The sequence below is a fragment of the Cupriavidus sp. 05L411 genome (assembly GCF_056398045.1).
The window spans coordinates 28,822-47,171 of the sequence record NZ_JBFTOQ010000031.1 but is presented as its reverse complement, the minus strand read 5'-3'; the positions used below and the strand labels follow the sequence as shown (position 1 = coordinate 47,171).

15 protein-coding genes are annotated in these 18,350 nt (G+C 64.9%); 14 read left to right on the top strand and 1 reads right to left on the bottom strand.

Annotated features, from left to right (window positions below):
• Window positions 1-192: 192 nt before the first annotated feature.
• From AC1DQR_RS28830 to AC1DQR_RS28775, 12 genes are all read left to right on the top strand, one after another.
• Complete coding sequence (locus AC1DQR_RS28830) at window positions 193-2,592, top strand: bifunctional salicylyl-CoA 5-hydroxylase/oxidoreductase (protein WP_477134224.1); 2,400 nt, start codon at window positions 193-195, stop codon at window positions 2,590-2,592.
• 2 nt (window positions 2,593-2,594) lie between these two features.
• Window positions 2,595-3,395: an SDR family NAD(P)-dependent oxidoreductase gene (locus AC1DQR_RS28825; RefSeq protein ID WP_416049111.1), complete on the top strand. Its 801-nt coding sequence runs from the start codon at window positions 2,595-2,597 to the stop codon at window positions 3,393-3,395.
• 64 nt (window positions 3,396-3,459) lie between these two features.
• Window positions 3,460-4,311: an enoyl-CoA hydratase family protein gene (locus AC1DQR_RS28820; RefSeq protein WP_416049110.1), complete on the top strand. Its 852-nt coding sequence runs from the start codon at window positions 3,460-3,462 to the stop codon at window positions 4,309-4,311.
• 15 nt (window positions 4,312-4,326) lie between these two features.
• Window positions 4,327-5,490 (top strand): acyl-CoA dehydrogenase family protein, encoded by a 1,164-nt coding sequence (locus AC1DQR_RS28815; protein WP_416049109.1) that lies wholly within the window; start codon window positions 4,327-4,329, stop codon window positions 5,488-5,490.
• A 63-nt stretch (window positions 5,491-5,553) separates the two neighbouring features.
• Window positions 5,554-7,227, top strand: a complete 1,674-nt coding sequence (locus tag AC1DQR_RS28810) for an AMP-binding protein (protein WP_477134223.1) — start codon at window positions 5,554-5,556, stop codon at window positions 7,225-7,227.
• Window positions 7,224-7,682, top strand: a complete 459-nt coding sequence (locus AC1DQR_RS28805) for an acyl-CoA thioesterase (RefSeq protein ID WP_416049107.1) — start codon at window positions 7,224-7,226, stop codon at window positions 7,680-7,682. The genes AC1DQR_RS28810 and AC1DQR_RS28805 overlap by 4 nt, the downstream gene beginning before the upstream one ends.
• A gap of 75 nt (window positions 7,683-7,757) precedes the next feature.
• Window positions 7,758-8,168, top strand: a complete 411-nt coding sequence (locus AC1DQR_RS28800) for a RidA family protein (protein WP_416049106.1) — start codon at window positions 7,758-7,760, stop codon at window positions 8,166-8,168.
• A gap of 357 nt (window positions 8,169-8,525) precedes the next feature.
• Window positions 8,526-9,662, top strand: a complete 1,137-nt coding sequence (carA, locus tag AC1DQR_RS28795) for a glutamine-hydrolyzing carbamoyl-phosphate synthase small subunit (RefSeq protein ID WP_043347616.1) — start codon at window positions 8,526-8,528, stop codon at window positions 9,660-9,662.
• Window positions 9,663-9,718: 56 nt separating this feature from the next.
• Window positions 9,719-10,399, top strand: a complete 681-nt coding sequence (gene leuE / locus AC1DQR_RS28790; protein ID WP_477134222.1) for a leucine efflux protein LeuE — start codon at window positions 9,719-9,721, stop codon at window positions 10,397-10,399.
• Between the two features lie 65 nt (window positions 10,400-10,464).
• On the top strand, window positions 10,465-13,713 hold the full coding sequence (gene carB / locus AC1DQR_RS28785; protein ID WP_416049104.1) for a carbamoyl-phosphate synthase large subunit: 3,249 nt from the start codon (window positions 10,465-10,467) through the stop codon (window positions 13,711-13,713).
• Between the two features lie 224 nt (window positions 13,714-13,937).
• The gene (greA, locus tag AC1DQR_RS28780) at window positions 13,938-14,411 is read left to right on the top strand and encodes a transcription elongation factor GreA (protein ID WP_043352072.1); all 474 of its coding nucleotides are present in this window, start codon (window positions 13,938-13,940) and stop codon (window positions 14,409-14,411) included.
• A gap of 10 nt (window positions 14,412-14,421) precedes the next feature.
• Window positions 14,422-14,925 (top strand): DUF4149 domain-containing protein, encoded by a 504-nt coding sequence (locus AC1DQR_RS28775; protein WP_416049103.1) that lies wholly within the window; start codon window positions 14,422-14,424, stop codon window positions 14,923-14,925.
• Window positions 14,926-15,002: 77 nt separating this feature from the next.
• Here the strand turns inward: AC1DQR_RS28775 and AC1DQR_RS28770 are convergent, their stop codons facing one another.
• The gene (locus AC1DQR_RS28770; protein ID WP_043347609.1) at window positions 15,003-15,500 is read right to left on the bottom strand and encodes a YhbY family RNA-binding protein; all 498 of its coding nucleotides are present in this window, start codon (window positions 15,498-15,500) and stop codon (window positions 15,003-15,005) included.
• 195 nt (window positions 15,501-15,695) lie between these two features.
• Between AC1DQR_RS28770 and AC1DQR_RS28765 the strand changes: the two genes are divergently transcribed.
• Window positions 15,696-16,361, top strand: a complete 666-nt coding sequence (locus tag AC1DQR_RS28765; protein WP_416049102.1) for an RlmE family RNA methyltransferase — start codon at window positions 15,696-15,698, stop codon at window positions 16,359-16,361.
• 103 nt (window positions 16,362-16,464) lie between these two features.
• Window positions 16,465-18,348, top strand: a complete 1,884-nt coding sequence (ftsH, locus tag AC1DQR_RS28760) for an ATP-dependent zinc metalloprotease FtsH (protein ID WP_150983315.1) — start codon at window positions 16,465-16,467, stop codon at window positions 18,346-18,348.
• The last annotated feature ends 2 nt before the right edge of the window (window positions 18,349-18,350 follow it).

Genomic DNA, 18,350 nt, shown 5'->3' with positions numbered 1-18,350 from the left:
GGGCGCCCGCCTTCCGGCGGGCGCTGCACTGCGCAAAAGATTGTCCTTGCCAGGGGGGCGCATGCCGACTAATATTTTAAGTATCAAATATTTAAGCATGATCTAGATGCGCTACCGCGCATCGCATGTGCCGCACGGCTCTCCTGGAACTCAGAATCCCAGGGGCCACGCCGGCACGCAGGAGACGAAAAAATGCGAGTGCTCTGTATCGGCGGTGGCCCCTCGGGCCTGTACTTCGGCTTGCTGATGAAGCTGCGGGACCCATCCAACGAGGTCTACGTGGTGGAGCGCAACCGGCCCTATGACACCTTTGGCTGGGGCGTGGTGTTCTCCGATGCCACCATGGACAACCTCAAGCAGGCCGACCCGGTCAGCGCGGAGCAGATCAACGCGGCGTTCAACCACTGGGACGATATCGATATTCATATCGGCGGGCGCACCCTGCGCTCCGGCGGGCATGGCTTTATCGGCATCGGTCGCAAGCGCTTGCTCAACATCCTGCAGGCGCGTTGCGAGGCGCTCGGCGTGCACCTGGTGTTCGAGACCGACGTGACGGACGACCAGGAACTGGCGCAGCAATACCAGGCCGACATCGTGATTGCCGCCGATGGCATCAACAGCCGCGTGCGCGGGCGCTATGCCGAGACCTTTCAGCCCGATATCGATACCCGGCTGTGCCGCTTTGTCTGGCTCGGGACGCGCAAGCTGTTTGACGCTTTCACCTTCGCCTTTGAAAAAACCGAGCACGGCTGGTTCCAGGCCCATGCCTACCGCTTCGACGACAACACGTCGACGTTTATTGTCGAGGCGCCCGAAGATGTATGGCGTGCCGCCGGCATCGAGCAGATGAGCCAGGAGGAGGGGGTGGCCTATTGCGAACGGCTGTTCGCCCGCTACCTCGATGGCAATGCGCTGATCAGCAACGCCACGCACCTGCGCGGCTCCGCCAACTGGATTCGTTTCCCCCGCGTGATCTGCGGCACCTGGGTGCGCTGGAACACGCTGGCCGATGGCCGCCGCGTGCCGGTGGTGCTGATGGGCGACGCCGCGCATACCGCGCATTTCTCGATCGGCTCCGGCACCAAGCTGGCGCTGGAAGACGCCATCGACCTGGCCAACAATATCCGCGATGCCGGCGCGGGCGGCGCCGACGTGCTGCCGCAGGCGCTGGAGCGCTACCAGGCCACCCGCAGCGTAGAAGTGCTCAAGATCCAGAATGCCGCGCGCAACTCCACCGAGTGGTTCGAAAATGTCGAGCGCTACGCGGGCTTGGCGCCGGAGCAGTTCGCCTATTCGCTGCTGACGCGCTCGCAGCGCATCTCGCACGAGAACCTGCGTGTGCGAGACCCCGGCTACGTCGAGGGTTTCGAGCGCTGGCTGGCGGGGCAGGCGGCTGCCAACGTCGCCAAGGCCACCAGCACCGGGCAGGCGGCCGAGGCTCGCGCCGTGCCGCCGATGTTCACGCCGTACCGCGTGCGCGATGTCACCTTGAAGAACCGCGTGGTGGTGTCGCCGATGGCCATGTACTCCTGCGAGGACGGCGTGCCGGGCGACTTCCACCTGACGCACCTGGGCGCGCGCGCGCTCGGCGGCGCGGGCATGGTGGTGGCGGAAATGACCTGCACCTCGCCGGATGCGCGCATCACCCCGGGCTGCCCGGGCTTGTGGAACGATGAGCAGCGCGATGCCTGGCGCCGGATTGTCGATTTCGTGCACGCCAACAGCGACGCGCGTATCGCCATGCAGATCGGCCACGCCGGGCGCAAGGGCTCCACGCAACTCGGCTGGGAGCAGATGGACTATCCGCTCGCCGAAGGCAACTGGCCCGTGCTGTCGGCTTCGCCGCTGCCGTATATGCCAGGCATCTCGCAAGTGCCGCGCGAGATGAGCCGCGCCGATATGGACGCCGTGCGCGACGATTTCGTGGCCAGCGCGCGGCGCGCTGCCCAAGCCGGATTCGACTGGCTGGAACTGCACTGCGCCCACGGCTACCTGCTCTCCAGCTTCATATCGCCGCTGACCAACCAGCGCAGCGACGAATACGGCGGCTCGCTGCAAGCGCGGCTGCGCTACCCGCTGGAAGTCTTTGCCGCCGTGCGTGCCGTATGGCCGCAGGAGCGCCCGATGTCCGTGCGGATCTCGGCCCACGACTGGGTCGAAGGCGGGATCACGCCCGACGACGCGATCGAGATTGCGCGCGCCTTCAAGGCCGCGGGCGCCGACATGATCGACTGCTCGTCCGGGCAGGTGAGCCCGGACCAGGCACCGGTGTACGGCCGCATGTACCAGACGCCGTTTGCCGACCGCATCCGCAACGAAGCCGGCATCGCCACCATCGCTGTTGGCGCGATCTTCGAGGCGGATCACGTCGACAGCATCATCGCCGCCGGCCGCGCGGACCTGTGCGCGATTGCCCGTCCGCACCTGGCCGATCCCGCGTGGACCATGCACGAGGCGGCGCGGCTGGGGCATCGCGACCTGGCCTGGCCCAAGCAATACCAGGCCGGCAAGCGCCAGCTCGAGACCAATCTGGAGCGAGCGGCACAACTAGCCCGTCAAGCCCAGCAAGCCCGCCAGCCGGAGGATCACTGAGCATGAACGCGCTTCTTTCCCTGCAAGGCCGGCACGCGCTGGTTACGGGCGGTGGGCGCGGCATCGGTGCTGCCATTGCGCGCCGCCTGCTCTCGCACGGCGCTAGCGTCACTTTGCTGGGCCGCGACGCGGCTACGCTGGCGGCCACCGCCGATACGCTGGCCGAGGCGGTCGTGTCGCCCGCCATGCTTTGCACTGTGGCGGCGGATATCTCGCAGGCCGACAGCGTGGCAGCGGCCTTTGCCGACGCCGCCGGCAAGTCAGGGCCCATCGACCTGCTGATCAACAATGCCGGCCAGGCGCGCAGCGCGCCGTTCGGCAAGACCGATCTTGCGCTATGGCAATCCATGCTCGAGGTCAACCTCACCGGCACCTTTCTCTGCACGCAGGCCGCGCTGCCGCACATGCTCGCCAATGGCTGGGGCCGCATCATCAATGTGGCCAGCACGGCCGGGCTGGTTGGCTATGGTTATGTGAGCGCCTATTGCGCGGCCAAGCACGGCGTGATTGGCCTGACCCGCGCGCTGGCGCTGGAAACGGCGAGCAGTGGTGTCACCGTCAATGCGGTCTGCCCCGGCTATACGGAAACCGACATCGTGCGCGACGCGGTCGCCAACATCGTGCGCAAGACCGGCCGTACCGAGGCGCAGGCCCGCGCCGAACTGGCCAAGGGCAATCCGCAGGGGCGGCTGGTGCAGCCCGACGAAGTCGCGGACGCCGTGGCGTGGCTGTGCCAGCCATCGGCCAGCGCCATTACCGGGCAGTCGATCGCCGTGGCCGGCGGCGAAGTCATGGCGGGTTGATCGCCAACGCATGCAAGCCAACCAGAATCAGAACGAACATCAGAACGAACAAGCGAGAAACGAGATGAGCGAAATAGCACTGGACATGCGCCACCACAAGCGCAGCTTCGCCGGCTACCAGCCACGGCACTTCCTGTGGTCGGTCTCGGCCGACGGCAAGGTCGGCACCGTGACGCTGAACCGCCCCGAGCGCAAGAACCCGCTCACGTTCGATTCCTACGCCGAGCTGCGCGACCTGTTCCGCGGCCTGTGCTACGCCACCGACATCAAGACGGTGGTCATCACCGGTGCCGGCGGCAACTTCTGCTCGGGCGGCGACGTGCACGAAATCATCGGCCCGCTCACGCGCATGACCATGCCGGAGCTGCTGGAATTCACGCGCATGACCGGCGACCTGATCAAGGCCATGCGGGCTTGCCCGCAGCCCATCGTCAGCGCCGTCGACGGCATCTGCGCCGGCGCCGGCGCGATGATGGCGCTGGCCTCGGATATGCGTCTGGGCACGGCGCAGGCCAAGACCGCTTTCCTGTTCGTGCGGGTCGGGCTGGCTGGTGCCGACATGGGCGCCTGCTCGCTGCTGCCGCGCGTGATCGGGCAGGGCCGTGCGAGCGAGCTGCTTTACACCGGCCGCGCGATGACCGCGGAAGAAGGGCTGCAGTGGGGCTTCTTCAACGCGCTGCATGCGCCGGACGCTGTGCTCGCCGAGGCGCAGGCACTGGCCGCGCAGATTGCGGCTGGACCGACGTTCGCCCACGGCGTGACCAAGAAGCTGCTGCACCAGGAATGGAATATGGGCCTGGACGAAGCCATCGAGGCCGAGGCCGAGGCGCAGGCCATCTGCATGCAGACCCGGGATTTCCGCCGCGCCTACGACGCGTTCGTGGCCAAGACGCGCCCGGTGTTCGAAGGCGACTGAAAGGAACAGCAAGCCATGTCCGACAAAGGTTATCTCTGCCTGCCGTTCTTCGACGACGCGCACCGTGAACTAGAGCGACGGCTCGATGCGTGGGCCACGGCCTCGCTCAAGGTCGACCACAGCGACACCGATGCCGCCTGCCGAGCGCTGGTGCGCCAGCTCGGCACGGCCGGCTGGCTGCGCTACTGCGTGCCAGCCGCCTACGGCGGCGCGCTCGACACGCTCGACTCGCGCTCGCTGTGCATGCTGCGCGAAACGCTGGCCCGCCATGATGGCCTGGCCGACTTCGCCTTCGCCATGCAAGGCCTGGGCAGCGGCGCGATCACGCTGGCCGGCAGCGGCGCCATGCGCGAACGCTACCTGCCGCGCGTGGCGCGCGGCGAGGCGATTGCCGCGTTCGCGTTGTCCGAACCCGATGCCGGCTCCGATGTCGCCGCCATGCAATGCCGTGCCGTGCTGGATGGCGATCACTACGTGCTCGATGGCGTCAAGACCTGGATCTCCAACGGCGGCATCGCCGACTTCTATTGCGTCTTTGCCCGCACTGGCGAAGCGCCAGGCGCGCGCGGCATCTCCGCGTTTGTCGTGGATGCGGACACGCCGGGCCTGACCATCGCCGAGCGCATCGACGTGATGGCGCCGCACCCGCTTGCCACGCTGCGTTTCGAGAACTGCCGAGTGCCCGTCACCGCAAGGCTTGGCGAGGCAGGGCAGGGTTTCAAGGTGGCCATGAAGACGCTGGACATCTTCCGTGCGTCGGTGGCTGCCGCCTCGCTGGGCTTTGGCCGAGCCGCGCTCGACGAAGCACTGGCCCGTGCCACCGCGCGGCCGATGTTCGGCGGCGTGCTGGCGGACCTGCAGTTGACGCAGGCTGCCATCGGCGACATGGCCACCGCCATCGACTCGGCGGCGCTGCTGACCTACCGCGCCGCATGGCTGCGCGATGTGGCCGGCGTGCGCACCACGCGTGAAGCTGCCATGGCCAAGATGGTGGCCACCGAGAACGCGCAACAGGTGATCGACCGCGCGGTGCAGATGTTCGGCGGCCTCGGCGTCAAGGTTGGCACCCGCGTGGAAAGCCTGTATCGCGAGATCCGTTCCTTGCGGATCTACGAGGGCGCCACCGAAGTGCAGAAGCTGATCATCGCGCGCGAAACGCTGGCGCAGCACCGCGCCTGACGCGACCGGCGCGAGCGGATAACCCTTACCAGCATCACCAGAATGAAGGAAGCGGAGACAACCATGGCGAGCACAGCCCACCTCGATACCTATGCACTGGACCGTCTGCCGCCCCCGCAGCAGTGGCCGGCATTCCTGTTCAACGCCGATACCCGGTATCCGGAGCGCATGAACTGCGCGCTCGAACTCGTCGAGCGCCACGTGCGCGAGGGGCGCGGCGAGCGCGTGGCAATCCGCTACGAGCAAGACGGTGCGCGCCGTACCGTCAGCTATGCCGAACTGGCTGCGCTATCGAATCGCATTGCCCATGTGCTGACCGGTGACATGAAGCTGGTGCCGGGCAATCGGGTGCTGCTGCGCGGCCCAAACAACCTGATGATGGCGGCGTGCTGGCTGGCCGTGGTCAAGGCGGGCCTGATCGCTGTGCCGACCATGCCGCTGCTGCGCGCGAAGGAACTCAAGCAGGTGATCGACCGCGCGGCAGTCAGCGCCGCGCTGTGCGACGAACGCCTGCGCGAGGATCTGGAGGCCAATCTCAAGCCAGACGGCGAGCACCATTGCCCGAGCCTGACCCAGGCGCTGTACTTCAACGGCAGCGGCGCCGGTTCGGTAGAAGCCGCGATGGCGAACAAGCCCGAGCGCTTCGAGGCCTGCGATACCGCGGCCGATGATATCTGCCTGATTGCCTTCACCAGCGGCACTACGGGGCAGCCCAAGGGCACGGTGCATTTCCATCGTGACGTGATCGCGATGTGCGACCTGTTTCCGCGTCACGTCCTCAAGCCCGGCCCGGACGATATCTTCTGCGGCACGCCGCCGCTGGCCTTTACGTTTGGCCTTGGCGGTATCCTGTGCTTCCCGCTGCGGGTCGGGGCTTCCACCGTGCTGGCGGAACGGCTCACGCCCGAAAGTCTGCTGGCACTGATTCAAGCCTGGCGCGCCACCATCGTGTTCACCGCGCCGACTTTCTACCGGCAGATGGCAGCGCTGGCGCCGGGCTACGATCTGTCCAGCCTGCACAAGAGCGTGTCGGCAGGCGAGGCGCTGCCGGACGCCACGCGCCAGAGCTGGAAGGCGGCCACGGGCATCGAGATGACCGACGGCATCGGCGGCACCGAGATGATGCATATCTTTATTTCCAGCGCGGGCGCCGACGTGCGGCCCGGTGCCATCGGCAAGGTGGTGCCCGGCTATATCGCGCAGATCGTCGACGAGCAGATGCAACCCGTGCCGCATGGCACGGTTGGCAAGCTGGCGGTGCGCGGCCCGACCGGATGCCGCTACCTGGACGATCCGCGCCAGGCCAACTATGTAAAGGACGGCTGGAACCTGCCTGGCGATACCTTCAAGGCGGATGCTGACGGCTATTACTACTACCAGGCACGCTCTGACGACATGATCGTCTCGGCCGGCTACAACATCGCCGGGCCGGAAGTGGAGAGCGCGCTGATGCGCCACGAGGCGGTGGCCGAATGCGGCGTGGTCGGCATGCCCGACCCCGAGCGAGGCCAGATTGTTGCTGCATATGTGGTGCTGCGCCCCGGCGTGGCGGCAAGCGACGAGACTTGCGCGGCACTGCAGTCCTACGTCAAGGCCGAGATCGCACCGTACAAGTATCCGCGCAAGGTGATTTTTGTCGATGCGTTGCCGCGCACCGAGACCGGCAAGCTGCAGCGTTTCCGCCTGCGGCAGATGGCCGAGCAGAGCGGGGCACCAGAGGGTGCGAGGCAGCCGTGAACGCGTTCTTCAGCAACAGCGCGCGGGTGCGTTTCAAGGATTGCGATGCTGCCGGCATCGTGTTCTTCCCGCGCTACTTCGAGATGCTCAACGACCTGGTCGAGGACTGGTTCCGCGATGCGCTCGGCTGGTCCTTCGCCGAAATGCATGGCGCAGGGCGGGCCGGCGTGCCGACGGCGGAATTGTCTACCCGCTTTGTCGCGCCCAGTCGCCTGGGCGAATTGTTGACGCGGGAGCTGCGCGTGACACAACTAGGTCGCAGCAGCTTTTCGTTGCAGGTGCGCTTTGTCGGACCGACAGGGGACGTGCGGGTGGAGATCGCCCAGCGGCTGGTATGTGTGGATACCGCGCAGATGACGTCGCGCGCGCTGCCGCCGGAAGTCCGCTCGGCCATGGAGCGCTTCCTGGCGCCCGATGCCCCGGCTGCCGCATCGATGCGCCCGTCCGGAGCGTAGGGCGAAGCCGGCCAAACAGAAAACAAGATCCCAATCCTAGATCCTGATCACTTCTTACGTTACGGAAAACCGACCATGAAGATTCTCCAGCCACCAGACTGGGCCGCGCCGCGCGGCTATTCGAACGGCACCATGACTGAATTGCAGGTGGGCAGCCGCCTGCTCTTCGTCGGCGGCCAGATCGGCTGGAACGGCCAGTGCGAGTTCGAGACCGATGACTTCTCCGAGCAGGTTGGCCAGGCGCTGCGCAATATCGTGGCGGTGCTGGCGGCGGGCGGCGCGCGTCCGGAGCACATCGTGCGCATGACCTGGTATGTGAAGGACAAGGTGGAATATGTGGCGGCCTACCGTGCCATCGGCGAGCACTACCGCGCCACCATCGGGCGTCATTTTCCGGCCATGACGGCGGTCGAAGTGGCCGATCTGGTGGAGGCGCGCGCCAAGGTGGAGATCGAGGTGACAGCGGTGGTGCCGGCCGGCGAATGACGCCATCGGCCCGGCATGCCGCCGGGCTGCCGGGCCCGTTGAGGAGGGTGGAGGCGTCCGCAAGTCCTTGATAACTTGAGAAAATGGGTGACGCGGGGTATAATCCAAAAGTTTCGCTTTCAGAACCCCTCACCCTAGCGCCTACCGAATTCCACCTTCCGCCGCCCCCATTTCGCCCTGGCTCCGCCGCATTGTTTGATGTGGCGTATCGAGCACCGAGCGAACGGCCCCGGCGACAAGCATCGCGCCCAGTCGACGAAATCGACAATCCGCGCGCTGCCTGTCGCCCCGCCGGACAAACGGGGCAAGAGGCGTTGAGCAGGTCGGTCACGGGGTGAATCCAGCAGGAGCCTACCCGTGTTACCGTCTTTTCCGTCCGCCATTCTCGCGCTTGCAGACGGCACGGTCTTTCGTGGCTATTCCATTGGCGCTTCCGGCCATACCATCGGCGAAGTGGTGTTCAACACCGCTCTGACCGGTTACCAGGAAATCCTCACCGACCCCAGCTATTCCCGGCAGATCGTCACATTGACGTATCCGCATATCGGCAATGTCGGGGTCAATACTGAGGATGTCGAAGCCACGAAAGTCCATGCCGCCGGCCTGATCATCAAGGATCTGCCGCTCCTGGCCTCCAACTTCCGCAAGGAACATTCCCTCGGCCATTACCTGAAGCAGGAAAAGGTGGTGGCGATTGCCGGCATCGATACCCGCAAGCTGACCCGTATCCTGCGCGAGAAGGGTGCGCAGAACGGCTGCATCCTCGCTGGCGAGGATAATGTGCAGAAGGCCATCGACCTGGCGCGTTCCTTCCCCGGCCTGGCCGGCATGGACCTGGCCAAGGTGGTGTCGGTCAAGGAACCGTACGAGTGGAACCAGACCGAATGGGTGCTGGGCCAAGGCTACGGCAAGCTGGAGTCGCCGCGCTTCCACGTGGTGGCCTTTGACTACGGCGTGAAGTTCAACATCCTGCGCATGCTGGCCGCACGCGGCTGCAAGGTGACCGTGCTGCCAGCGCAAGCCAGCGCGGAAGATGCCCTGGCGCTCAACCCGGACGGTGTGTTCCTGTCGAATGGCCCTGGCGATCCCGAGCCCTGCGACTACGCGATCCGTGCCACCCGTGAGTTCATCGCCCGCGGCATTCCCACGTTCGGCATCTGCCTGGGCCACCAGATCATGGCGCTGGCCGCCGGCGCCAAGACGCTGAAGATGAAGTTCGGCCACCATGGCGCGAACCATCCGGTGAAGGACCTCGACGACGGCCGCGTGGTGATCACCTCGCAGAACCACGGTTTTGCGGTGGACGCCGACACCCTGCCTGCCAACGTGCGCGCCACCCACGTGTCGCTGTTCGACGGCTCGCTGCAGGGCTTCGCGCTGACCGACAAGCCGGCATTCTGCTTCCAGGGCCACCCGGAAGCCTCGCCGGGCCCGCACGACGTGGCTTACCTGTTCGACCGCTTCACCAAGATGATGGCGGACGCACGCCAGTAAGCACGTTCAAGCCAAGACGAGAAGTTACGTAGACAAGCAGACCGCAGGACGACCCGATGAACGCCTTCATGCATRCCGCGCTGGGCATTACCGATTTCTGGACCTTTGTGCTCGGCACGATYTTYATCGTGCTGCTGCCGGGGCCGAAYTCGATGTAYGTGCTATCSRTYGCSGCGCAACGCGGCGTGCGCGAAGGCTACAAGGGTGCCTGCGGGGTGTTCCTGGGGGACGCCATCCTGATGGTGCTGTCGGCGGCGGGCGTGGCCTCGCTGCTCAAGGCCAGCCCCGCCTTGTTCTACGTGGTGAAGACCATCGGTGCCGCTTATCTGGGCTGGATCGGTTTCCAGATGCTGCGCGGTGCCGTGCGCGCATGGTTGAGCCGTGGCAGCGATGGCGGGACGGCGGCGCAGGCTCAAACGCCTGTGGACCGCGCGGTCAGCCCGTTCCGCAAGGCACTGGTGGTGAGCCTGCTCAACCCCAAGGCCATCCTGTTCTTCATCTCCTTCTTCATCCAGTTCGTCGATCCGCAGTTCGGCTACCCGGCGCTGTCGTTTGTCGCGCTGGGGCTGGTGTGCCAGTTGTGCAGCTTCGCCTACCTGACTGCGATCATCTTCGTGGGCGCCAGGCTGGCCGAAGCATTTCGCCGCCGACGACGCCTGTCGGCGGGCATGGCGAGCGGGGTAGGCGCCATGTTCATCGGCTTCGGCGCCAAGCTGGCGACGGCCACCCTGAACTGAATCGAATCCTGATATCCGGTGCGGCCCGCGCGATTGTGCGGGCCGGCCAATAATGAGAGCGTGCAATGCCAAAGCGCACAGACATAAAGAGCATCCTGATCATCGGCGCCGGCCCCATCATCATCGGGCAGGCGTGCGAGTTCGACTATTCCGGCGCCCAGGCCTGCAAGGCGCTGCGCGAGGAAGGTTTCAAGGTCGTGCTGGTGAATTCGAACCCGGCCACGATCATGACCGATCCCAACACGGCCGATGTGACCTACATTGAGCCGATTACCTGGGAAGTGGTCGAGCGCATCATCGAAAAAGAGCGTCCCGACGCCATCCTGCCGACCATGGGCGGCCAGACCGCGCTGAACTGCGCGCTGGATCTGCATCGCCATGGCGTGCTGGCAAAGTACAACGTCGAGTTGATCGGCGCGTCGCCGGAGGCCATCGACAAGGCCGAGGATCGCCAGAAGTTCAAGGAAGCGATGACCAAGATCGGCCTGGGCTCGGCCAAGTCCGGCATCGCACACTCGATGGAAGAAGCGCTGGCCGTGCAGACGCAGATCGCCAAGGAAACCGCCACCGGCGGCTACCCGATCGTGATCCGCCCGTCTTTCACGCTGGGCGGCTCCGGCGGCGGCATTGCCTACAACCGCGAAGAATTCGAGGAAATCTGCAAGCGCGGCCTGGATCTCTCGCCGACCCGCGAACTGCTGATCGAAGAGTCGCTGCTGGGCTGGAAAGAGTATGAGATGGAAGTTGTCCGCGACAAAAAGGACAACTGCATCATCATCTGCTCGATCGAGAACCTGGACCCGATGGGTATCCACACCGGCGACTCCATCACGGTGGCGCCCGCCCAGACCCTGACCGACAAGGAATACCAGATCCTGCGTAACGCCTCGCTGGCGGTGCTGCGTGAGATCGGCGTCGACACCGGCGGCTCCAACGTGCAGTTCTCGATCAACCCGGCTGACGGCCGCATGATCGTGATTGAAATGAACCCGCGTGTGTCGCGCTCGTCGGCGCTGGCCTCCAAGGCCACCGGTTTCCCGATCGCCAAGGTCGCCGCCAAGCTGGCGGTGGGCTACACGCTGGACGAGCTGAAGAACGAGATCACCGGCGGCGCGACCCCGGCCTCGTTCGAGCCGTCGATTGACTACGTGGTCACCAAGGTGCCGCGTTTCGCGTTCGAGAAATTCCCGCAGGCCGACAGCCACCTGACCACCCAGATGAAGTCCGTGGGTGAAGTGATGGCCATGGGCCGTACCTTCCAGGAATCGTTCCAGAAGGCCCTGCGCGGCCTGGAAGTGGGTGTGGACGGCCTGGATGACAAGTCCACCGACCGCGACGAGATCGTCGAAGAAATCGGCGAAGCCGGCCCGGACCGCATCTGGTACGTGGGCGACGCCTTCCGCATCGGCATGTCGCTGGAAGAAGTGCACGCCGAGACCGCCATCGACCCGTGGTTCCTGGCCCAGATCGAAGACATCGTCAAGACCGAGACCCTGGTCAAGGCACGCAAGCTGGACAGCCTGTCGGCCGCCGAGCTGCGTCACCTGAAGCAGAAGGGTTTCTCGGACCGCCGCCTGGCCAAGCTGATGGGCGCCGAGCCCGCAGCCGTGCGCGTTGCGCGCCATGCCGCCGGCGTGCGCCCGGTGTACAAGCGCGTGGACACCTGCGCTGCCGAGTTCGCCACCAATACCGCTTACATGTACGGCACGTATGAAGCCGAGCATGGCGAGTGCGAAGCCGACCCCACCACCAATCGCAAGATCATGGTGCTGGGCGGCGGCCCGAACCGGATCGGCCAGGGCATCGAGTTCGACTACTGCTGCGTGCACGCCGCACTGGCGCTGCGCGAGGACGGSTACGAGACCATCATGGTCAACTGCAACCCGGAAACCGTGTCGACCGAYTACGACACCTCSGACCGCCTSTACTTCGAGCCGCTGACGCTCGAAGACGTGCTGGAAATCGTCGACCGCGAAAAACCCGTCGGCGTGATCGTGCAGTACGGCGGCCAGACTCCGCTGAAGCTGGCGCTGGACCTGGAAGCCAACGGCGTGCCCATCATCGGCACCAGCCCCGACATGATCGATGCCGCCGAAGACCGCGAGCGATTCCAGAAGCTGTTGCATGAACTGGGCCTGCGCCAGCCGCCCAACCGCACCGCCCGTGCCGAGGACGAAGCACTGCGCCTGGCCACCGAGATCGGCTATCCGCTGGTGGTGCGCCCGTCGTACGTGCTGGGTGGCCGCGCGATGGAAATCGTGCATGAGCCGCGCGACCTCGAGCGCTACATGCGCGAGGCCGTCAAGGTCTCGCACGACTCCCCGGTGCTGCTGGACCGCTTCCTGAACGACGCCATCGAGTGTGACGTCGATGCCCTGTGCGACGGCCAACGCGTGTTTATCGGCGGCGTGATGGAGCATATCGAGCAAGCCGGCGTGCACTCGGGCGACTCCGCCTGCTCGCTGCCCCCGTACTCGCTGGCGCAAGCCACCGTGGACGAACTCAAGCGCCAGACCGCGGCGATGGCCAAGGCCCTCAATGTGATCGGCCTGATGAACGTGCAGTTCGCCATCCAGCAAGTCAATGGCGAGGATATCGTCTACGTGCTGGAAGTGAACCCGCGCGCCTCGCGTACCGTGCCTTATGTGTCCAAGGCCACCGGCCTGTCGCTGGCCAAGATCGCCGCGCGCTGCATGGCGGGCCAGACGCTCGACTCGCAAGGCGTGTTCGATGAAGTGGTGCCCCCGTACTTCAGCGTCAAGGAAGCGGTGTTCCCCTTCAACAAGTTCCCCGGTGTCGACCCGGTGCTCGGACCAGAGATGCGCTCCACCGGCGAGGTGATGGGCGTGGGCAAGACCTTCGGCGAAGCCCTCTTCAAGAGCCAGCTTGCCGCGGGCTCGCGCCTGCCGGAGAAGGGCACCGTGCTGCTGACCGTCAAGGACAGCGACAAGCCGCACGCGGTTGGCGTGGCGCGCATGCTGCACGACATGGGCTACCCAATTGTCGCCACCCGCGGCACCGCGTCGGCTATCGAAGCCGCCGGCATCCCGGTGCGCGTGGTCAACAAGGTGAAGGATGGCCGTCCGCACATCGTCGACATGCTCAAGAACGGCGAGCTGGCGCTGGTGTTCACCACCGTGGACGAAACCCGTACCGCCATCGCCGACTCGCGCTCGATCCGTATCTCGGCGCTGGCCAGCCGGGTGCCTTACTACACCACCATCGCCGGCGCGCGCGCCGCGGTGGAGGGCCTCAAGCACATGCAGAGCCTGGAGGTCTATGACCTGCAAAGCCTGCACGCCTCGCTAGCCTGAGGCGCTAAGACCGAAAGACGGTAGAGTAGACGGCTGAAGGCCTCCGGGCCGCCCGCAGTTGCTGCGGGCGGCCGTCTTGGCCTAAACTAACAGCAATTTCGTCGATCTAACCGTCGATACAACCTGACAACCTCAAAGCCGCGGTTGAGCGGAAGTGCCCCGGGCAGTGATGCCGGCGCATGGTTCCTGCTCCGCTGCGGCTCATTTTTTTGTTGAACGAAGACATGAGCATTCCGATTACCAAGCGCGGTGCCGAGCTGCTGAAAGAGGAACTGCAGCGCCTGAAGGCCGTCGAACGTCCCGCCGTGATCAACGCCATTTCCGAAGCACGTGCGCAAGGCGACCTCTCCGAGAACGCCGAGTACGACGCCGCCAAGGAAAAGCAGGCCTTTATCGAAGGCCGGATCATCGAGGTGGAGTCCAAGCTGTCGGCGGCGCAGGTCATCGACCCGACCCAGCTCGATACCGACGGCCGCATCGTATTTGGCGCTACCGTCGACCTTGAAGACCTGGAATCGGGCAAGCCCGTGAGCTACCAGATCGTCGGCGACGACGAGGCCGACCTGGACAGCGGCAAGATCTCCGTCAGCTCGCCGATCGCGCGTGCGCTGATCGGCAAGTTCGAGGGCGATGTGGCGATCGTGCTGGCCCCTGGCGGCGAGCGCGAATACGAAGTCATCACGGTTCGCTACGTCTAAACGAGGCTGCGTGTTCTCTTCCTCCTATTCGAGCCTGCCGCCGCTGCCGCATCGGATCTTCCTCCTGCTGACCGTGGTATGGGCCGGCAGTCTGTGGACAGTGGGCTACATGGTGGCCCCGACGTTGTTTTCCGTGCTGCCCAGCCGCGAGACGGCAGGCTTGATCGCCGGGCAGCTGTTCCGGACCGAGGCCATCCTCGGCGTGGTGGTCGGTGTGCTGCAGCTGGCGCTGTGCAACCTGATGATCCGCCGTGGCGCGGGACGCTATCGCGGCCTGCGCTGGCTTGTGCTGGGCATGCTGCTGTGCGTGCTGGCGGGGTATTTCGGTATCCAGCCCTTCATGGAAAACCTGAAGGAGAAGGCGACGGCGCTTGGCCTGGGCGTGTCCGAGTCGCCCTATAAAGGGCAATTCGGCATGTTGCATGGGGTGTCCAGCGTGTTCTACCTGGTGCACAGCTTGCTGGCGCTGGTCACCGTGTGGCGCGCAGCGGCGCCGCGCTCGGCTGGCGAGTGAGACTGAAGGGGCGAGCCCAGGTGGCCGTCCCTTGCCATGCCAGCGGCCCGGGCGGGCGCGCTGGCATGGCTTCGACATTAGTCGAGCGCTTTCTTCTTCTGGCTGGTCGGGCGGACGCGCGCGCGCTTGACGTTGCCGCCGGCGGTGACGCGTTCATTGCCCAGCACCGTCACTTGCGAGCGCTTGGGGCGCCGATTGGGCGCGGCGCTAGGCTTCTTGACCGTGACAGTGCGCGGGGCGGCGCCGCCCCGCGGGGCCAGGCGGCCCAGTTCCTGCGGACGATTTTCCTTCAGGACGGCCGGACCCGGGCGCCACACCACCAGCAGCTTGCCGATATGCTGGATCGGAGCGGCGTCCAGATCTTCGCAGATGGTTTCGTACATGGCGATGCGGCTTTCGCGGTCGTCGCCGAATACGCGGATCTTGATCAGGTCGTGAGATGCCAGGCTACGGTCGATTTCGGCCAGGACGGGACGCGTCAGACCTTCGCCGCCGATCATCACGACCGGATTGAGGCCATGGGCACGGGAGCGGAGTTCTGAACGCTGGGCGGGAATAAGTTGAAGAGCGGGCATAAGTAAAGCGCAGGCGAGGGCGCAAATGGGCGCGCAAGTGGTGCGCAAACCAAGGCACCGAAGTGCCGAAAAAGCGAATCGGCGCGTATTATCCGTCAAACTGGCGCGGTCAGGCTGCAAAAACAGCAAAACGAGTGAAAAACGCACGGGCGGCCGCGGGTCGGCGGCGTTTTTCTCCATACAGATGTATCCGGAATGGCCAAGAACAAATTCAATCAGGCGTGGTTGCACGACCATATCAACGATCCCTACGTCAAATTGGCGCAGCGAGAGGGCTACCGCGCTCGCGCAGCGTATAAGCTGAAAGAGATCGACGAGCAGGACAAGCTGATCCGCCCCGGCCAGGTCATTGTCGACCTCGGCGCGGCCCCCGGCAGCTGGAGCCAGTACGCCCGCAACAAGCTGGCGGCGTCTACGCGCGCCAAGGACGGGGGCATCGACGGCGCGGTGATTGCCATCGACCTGCTGCCGATGGAGGCTGTCGCCGACGTCACATTTATCCAGGGTGACTTCCGCGAGGAGGACGTTTTCCGCCAGTTGGAGGAAATCGTGCTGCAAGCGTCCGGCGGGGCAAAGATTGATCTTGTTTTGTCGGACATGGCCCCCAATTTGTCCGGTGTAGCCTTTGCCGATGCGGCCCGTATCGATTACTTATGTGACCTGGCGCTGGAATTTGCCCAGGCCCATCTGAAGCCGGAGGGCTCATTGCTGGTAAAGTGTTTCCATGGCAGCGGCTACAGCCAGATCGTGGAGAAGTTCAAACGCCAGTTCAAGGTGGTCGCGAAACGCAAGCCCAAGGCGTCACGCGATAAGTCTTCCGAGACCTTCATTCTTGGGCGTTTCCTCAAGTCGGCGGGGTGAAGCGGTGCCTATCGCTTCGATGAATTTGCTTTTTACCCGACGCCGGGCGCTGCATTACAATGCAGCTATCCCGTTGGCAAGGCGTTCGTAAAGGAGTTTGGCCTTGAATAACAACCTGTTTCAAAAGGCGGCAATCTGGCTCGTGATCGCGCTGGTGTTGTTTACCGTCTTCAAGCAGTTCGACAAGCCCCGCACGCAGGAAGGCGTCACCTATTCGCAGTTCATGGATGATGCCAAGGCCGGCAAGGTGGGCCGGGTTGACGTGCAAGGCCGCAATCTGGTGGTGACGCCCAAGGAAGGGCAGAAGTACACCATCATTTCGCCGGGCGACATCTGGATGGTTGGCGACCTGATGAAGTTCGGCGTCCAGGTCACCGGCAAGGCAGACGACGAACCCAACATGCTGGTGCAGGCCCTGTATTATCTCGGGCCCACCCTGCTGATCATCGTGTTCTGGTTCTACATGATGCGGCAGATGCAGGGCGGCGGGAAAGGCGGTGCCTTCTCCTTCGGCAAGTCGCGCGCGCGCCTGATCGATGAAAACCAGAATGCAGTCACTTTCCAGGACGTCGCCGGTTGCGACGAATCCAAGGAAGAAGTGATCGAACTGGTGGACTTCCTCAAGGATCCGCAGAAATTCCAGAAGCTGGGCGGCCGTATCCCGCGCGGCGTGCTGCTGGTCGGCCCTCCGGGCACCGGCAAGACGCTGCTGGCGCGTGCTATCGCCGGCGAAGCCAAGGTGCCGTTCTTCAGCATCTCCGGCTCGGACTTCGTTGAAATGTTCGTCGGCGTGGGCGCGGCCCGTGTCCGCGACATGTTCGAGAATGCCAAGAAGCAGGCGCCCTGCATCGTCTTCATCGACGAAATCGATGCGGTCGGCCGTCACCGCGGCGCCGGCATGGGCGGCGGCAATGACGAGCGCGAGCAAACGCTCAACCAGATGCTGGTCGAGATGGACGGTTTCGAGGCCAACTCGGGCGTGATCGTGATCGCCGCGACCAACCGTTCGGACGTCCTTGACAAGGCGCTGCTGCGCCCGGGCCGTTTCGACCGCCAGGTGTATGTCGGCCTGCCKGATATCCGCGGCCGCGAGCAGATCCTCAAGGTCCACATGCGCAAGGTGCCGATCGGCAACGACGTCGACGCCTCGGTGATTGCGCGTGGTACTCCGGGCTTCTCCGGCGCCGACCTGGCCAACCTGGTCAACGAAGCCGCACTGTTCGCCGCCCGCCGCAGCAAGCGCGTGGTCGACATGCAGGACTTCGAGGACGCCAAGGACAAGATCTACATGGGCCCGGAGCGCAAGTCCACGGTCATGCGCGAAGAAGAGCGCCGCGCAACCGCGTACCACGAGTCCGGCCATGCGGTGGTGGCCAAGCTGCTGCCCAAGGCGGATCCGGTGCACAAGGTCACCATCATGCCGCGTGGCTGGGCACTGGGCGTGACCTGGCAGCTGCCGGAGCACGACAAGTACTCGAAGTACAAGGACAACATGCTTGACGAGATCGCCATCCTGTTTGGCGGCCGCGCGGCGGAAGAGGTCTTCCTCAACGCCATGAGCACCGGTGCTTCCAATGACTTCGAACGCGCTACCAAGACGGCTCGCGACATGGTCACCCGCTTCGGCATGAGCGACACCCTGGGTACCATGGTGTACGTGGATACCGAGCAGGATGGCATGTTCGGCAAGATGTCGTCCAAGACGGTGTCGGAAGCTACCCAGGTCAAGGTCGATGCGGAAATCCGCCGCATCGTCGACGAGCAATATGGCCTGGCCAAGCGCCTGCTCGAAGAAAACCGCGACAAGGTCGAAGCCATGACTGCGGCCCTCATGGAATGGGAAACCATCGATGCGGACCAGGTCAACGACATCATGGCGGGCAAGCCGCCGCGGCCGCCGCGTGGCGCGTCCAGCCAGAACGGTGGTGGCAACACCCCGTCGGGTGGCTCGCCGGTGGCTCCGACCAACGCTCCGGCCACGGCCTGAGC

Bases quoted from the DNA above. Each gene is read 5' to 3' on its own strand.
- AC1DQR_RS28830 (WP_477134224.1), top strand. From the start codon at position 193: ATGCGAGTGCTCTGTATCGGCGGTGGCCCCTCGGGCCTGTACTTCGGC.
- AC1DQR_RS28825 (WP_416049111.1), top strand. From the start codon at position 2,595: ATGAACGCGCTTCTTTCCCTGCAAGGCCGGCACGCGCTGGTTACGGGC.
- AC1DQR_RS28820 (WP_416049110.1), top strand. From the start codon at position 3,460: ATGAGCGAAATAGCACTGGACATGCGCCACCACAAGCGCAGCTTCGCC.
- AC1DQR_RS28815 (WP_416049109.1), top strand. From the start codon at position 4,327: ATGTCCGACAAAGGTTATCTCTGCCTGCCGTTCTTCGACGACGCGCAC.
- AC1DQR_RS28810 (WP_477134223.1), top strand. From the start codon at position 5,554: ATGGCGAGCACAGCCCACCTCGATACCTATGCACTGGACCGTCTGCCG.
- AC1DQR_RS28800 (WP_416049106.1), top strand. From the start codon at position 7,758: ATGAAGATTCTCCAGCCACCAGACTGGGCCGCGCCGCGCGGCTATTCG.
- greA (WP_043352072.1), top strand. From the start codon at position 13,938: ATGAGCATTCCGATTACCAAGCGCGGTGCCGAGCTGCTGAAAGAGGAA.
- AC1DQR_RS28770 (WP_043347609.1), bottom strand. From the start codon at position 15,500: ATGCCCGCTCTTCAACTTATTCCCGCCCAGCGTTCAGAACTCCGCTCC.
- AC1DQR_RS28765 (WP_416049102.1), top strand. From the start codon at position 15,696: ATGGCCAAGAACAAATTCAATCAGGCGTGGTTGCACGACCATATCAAC.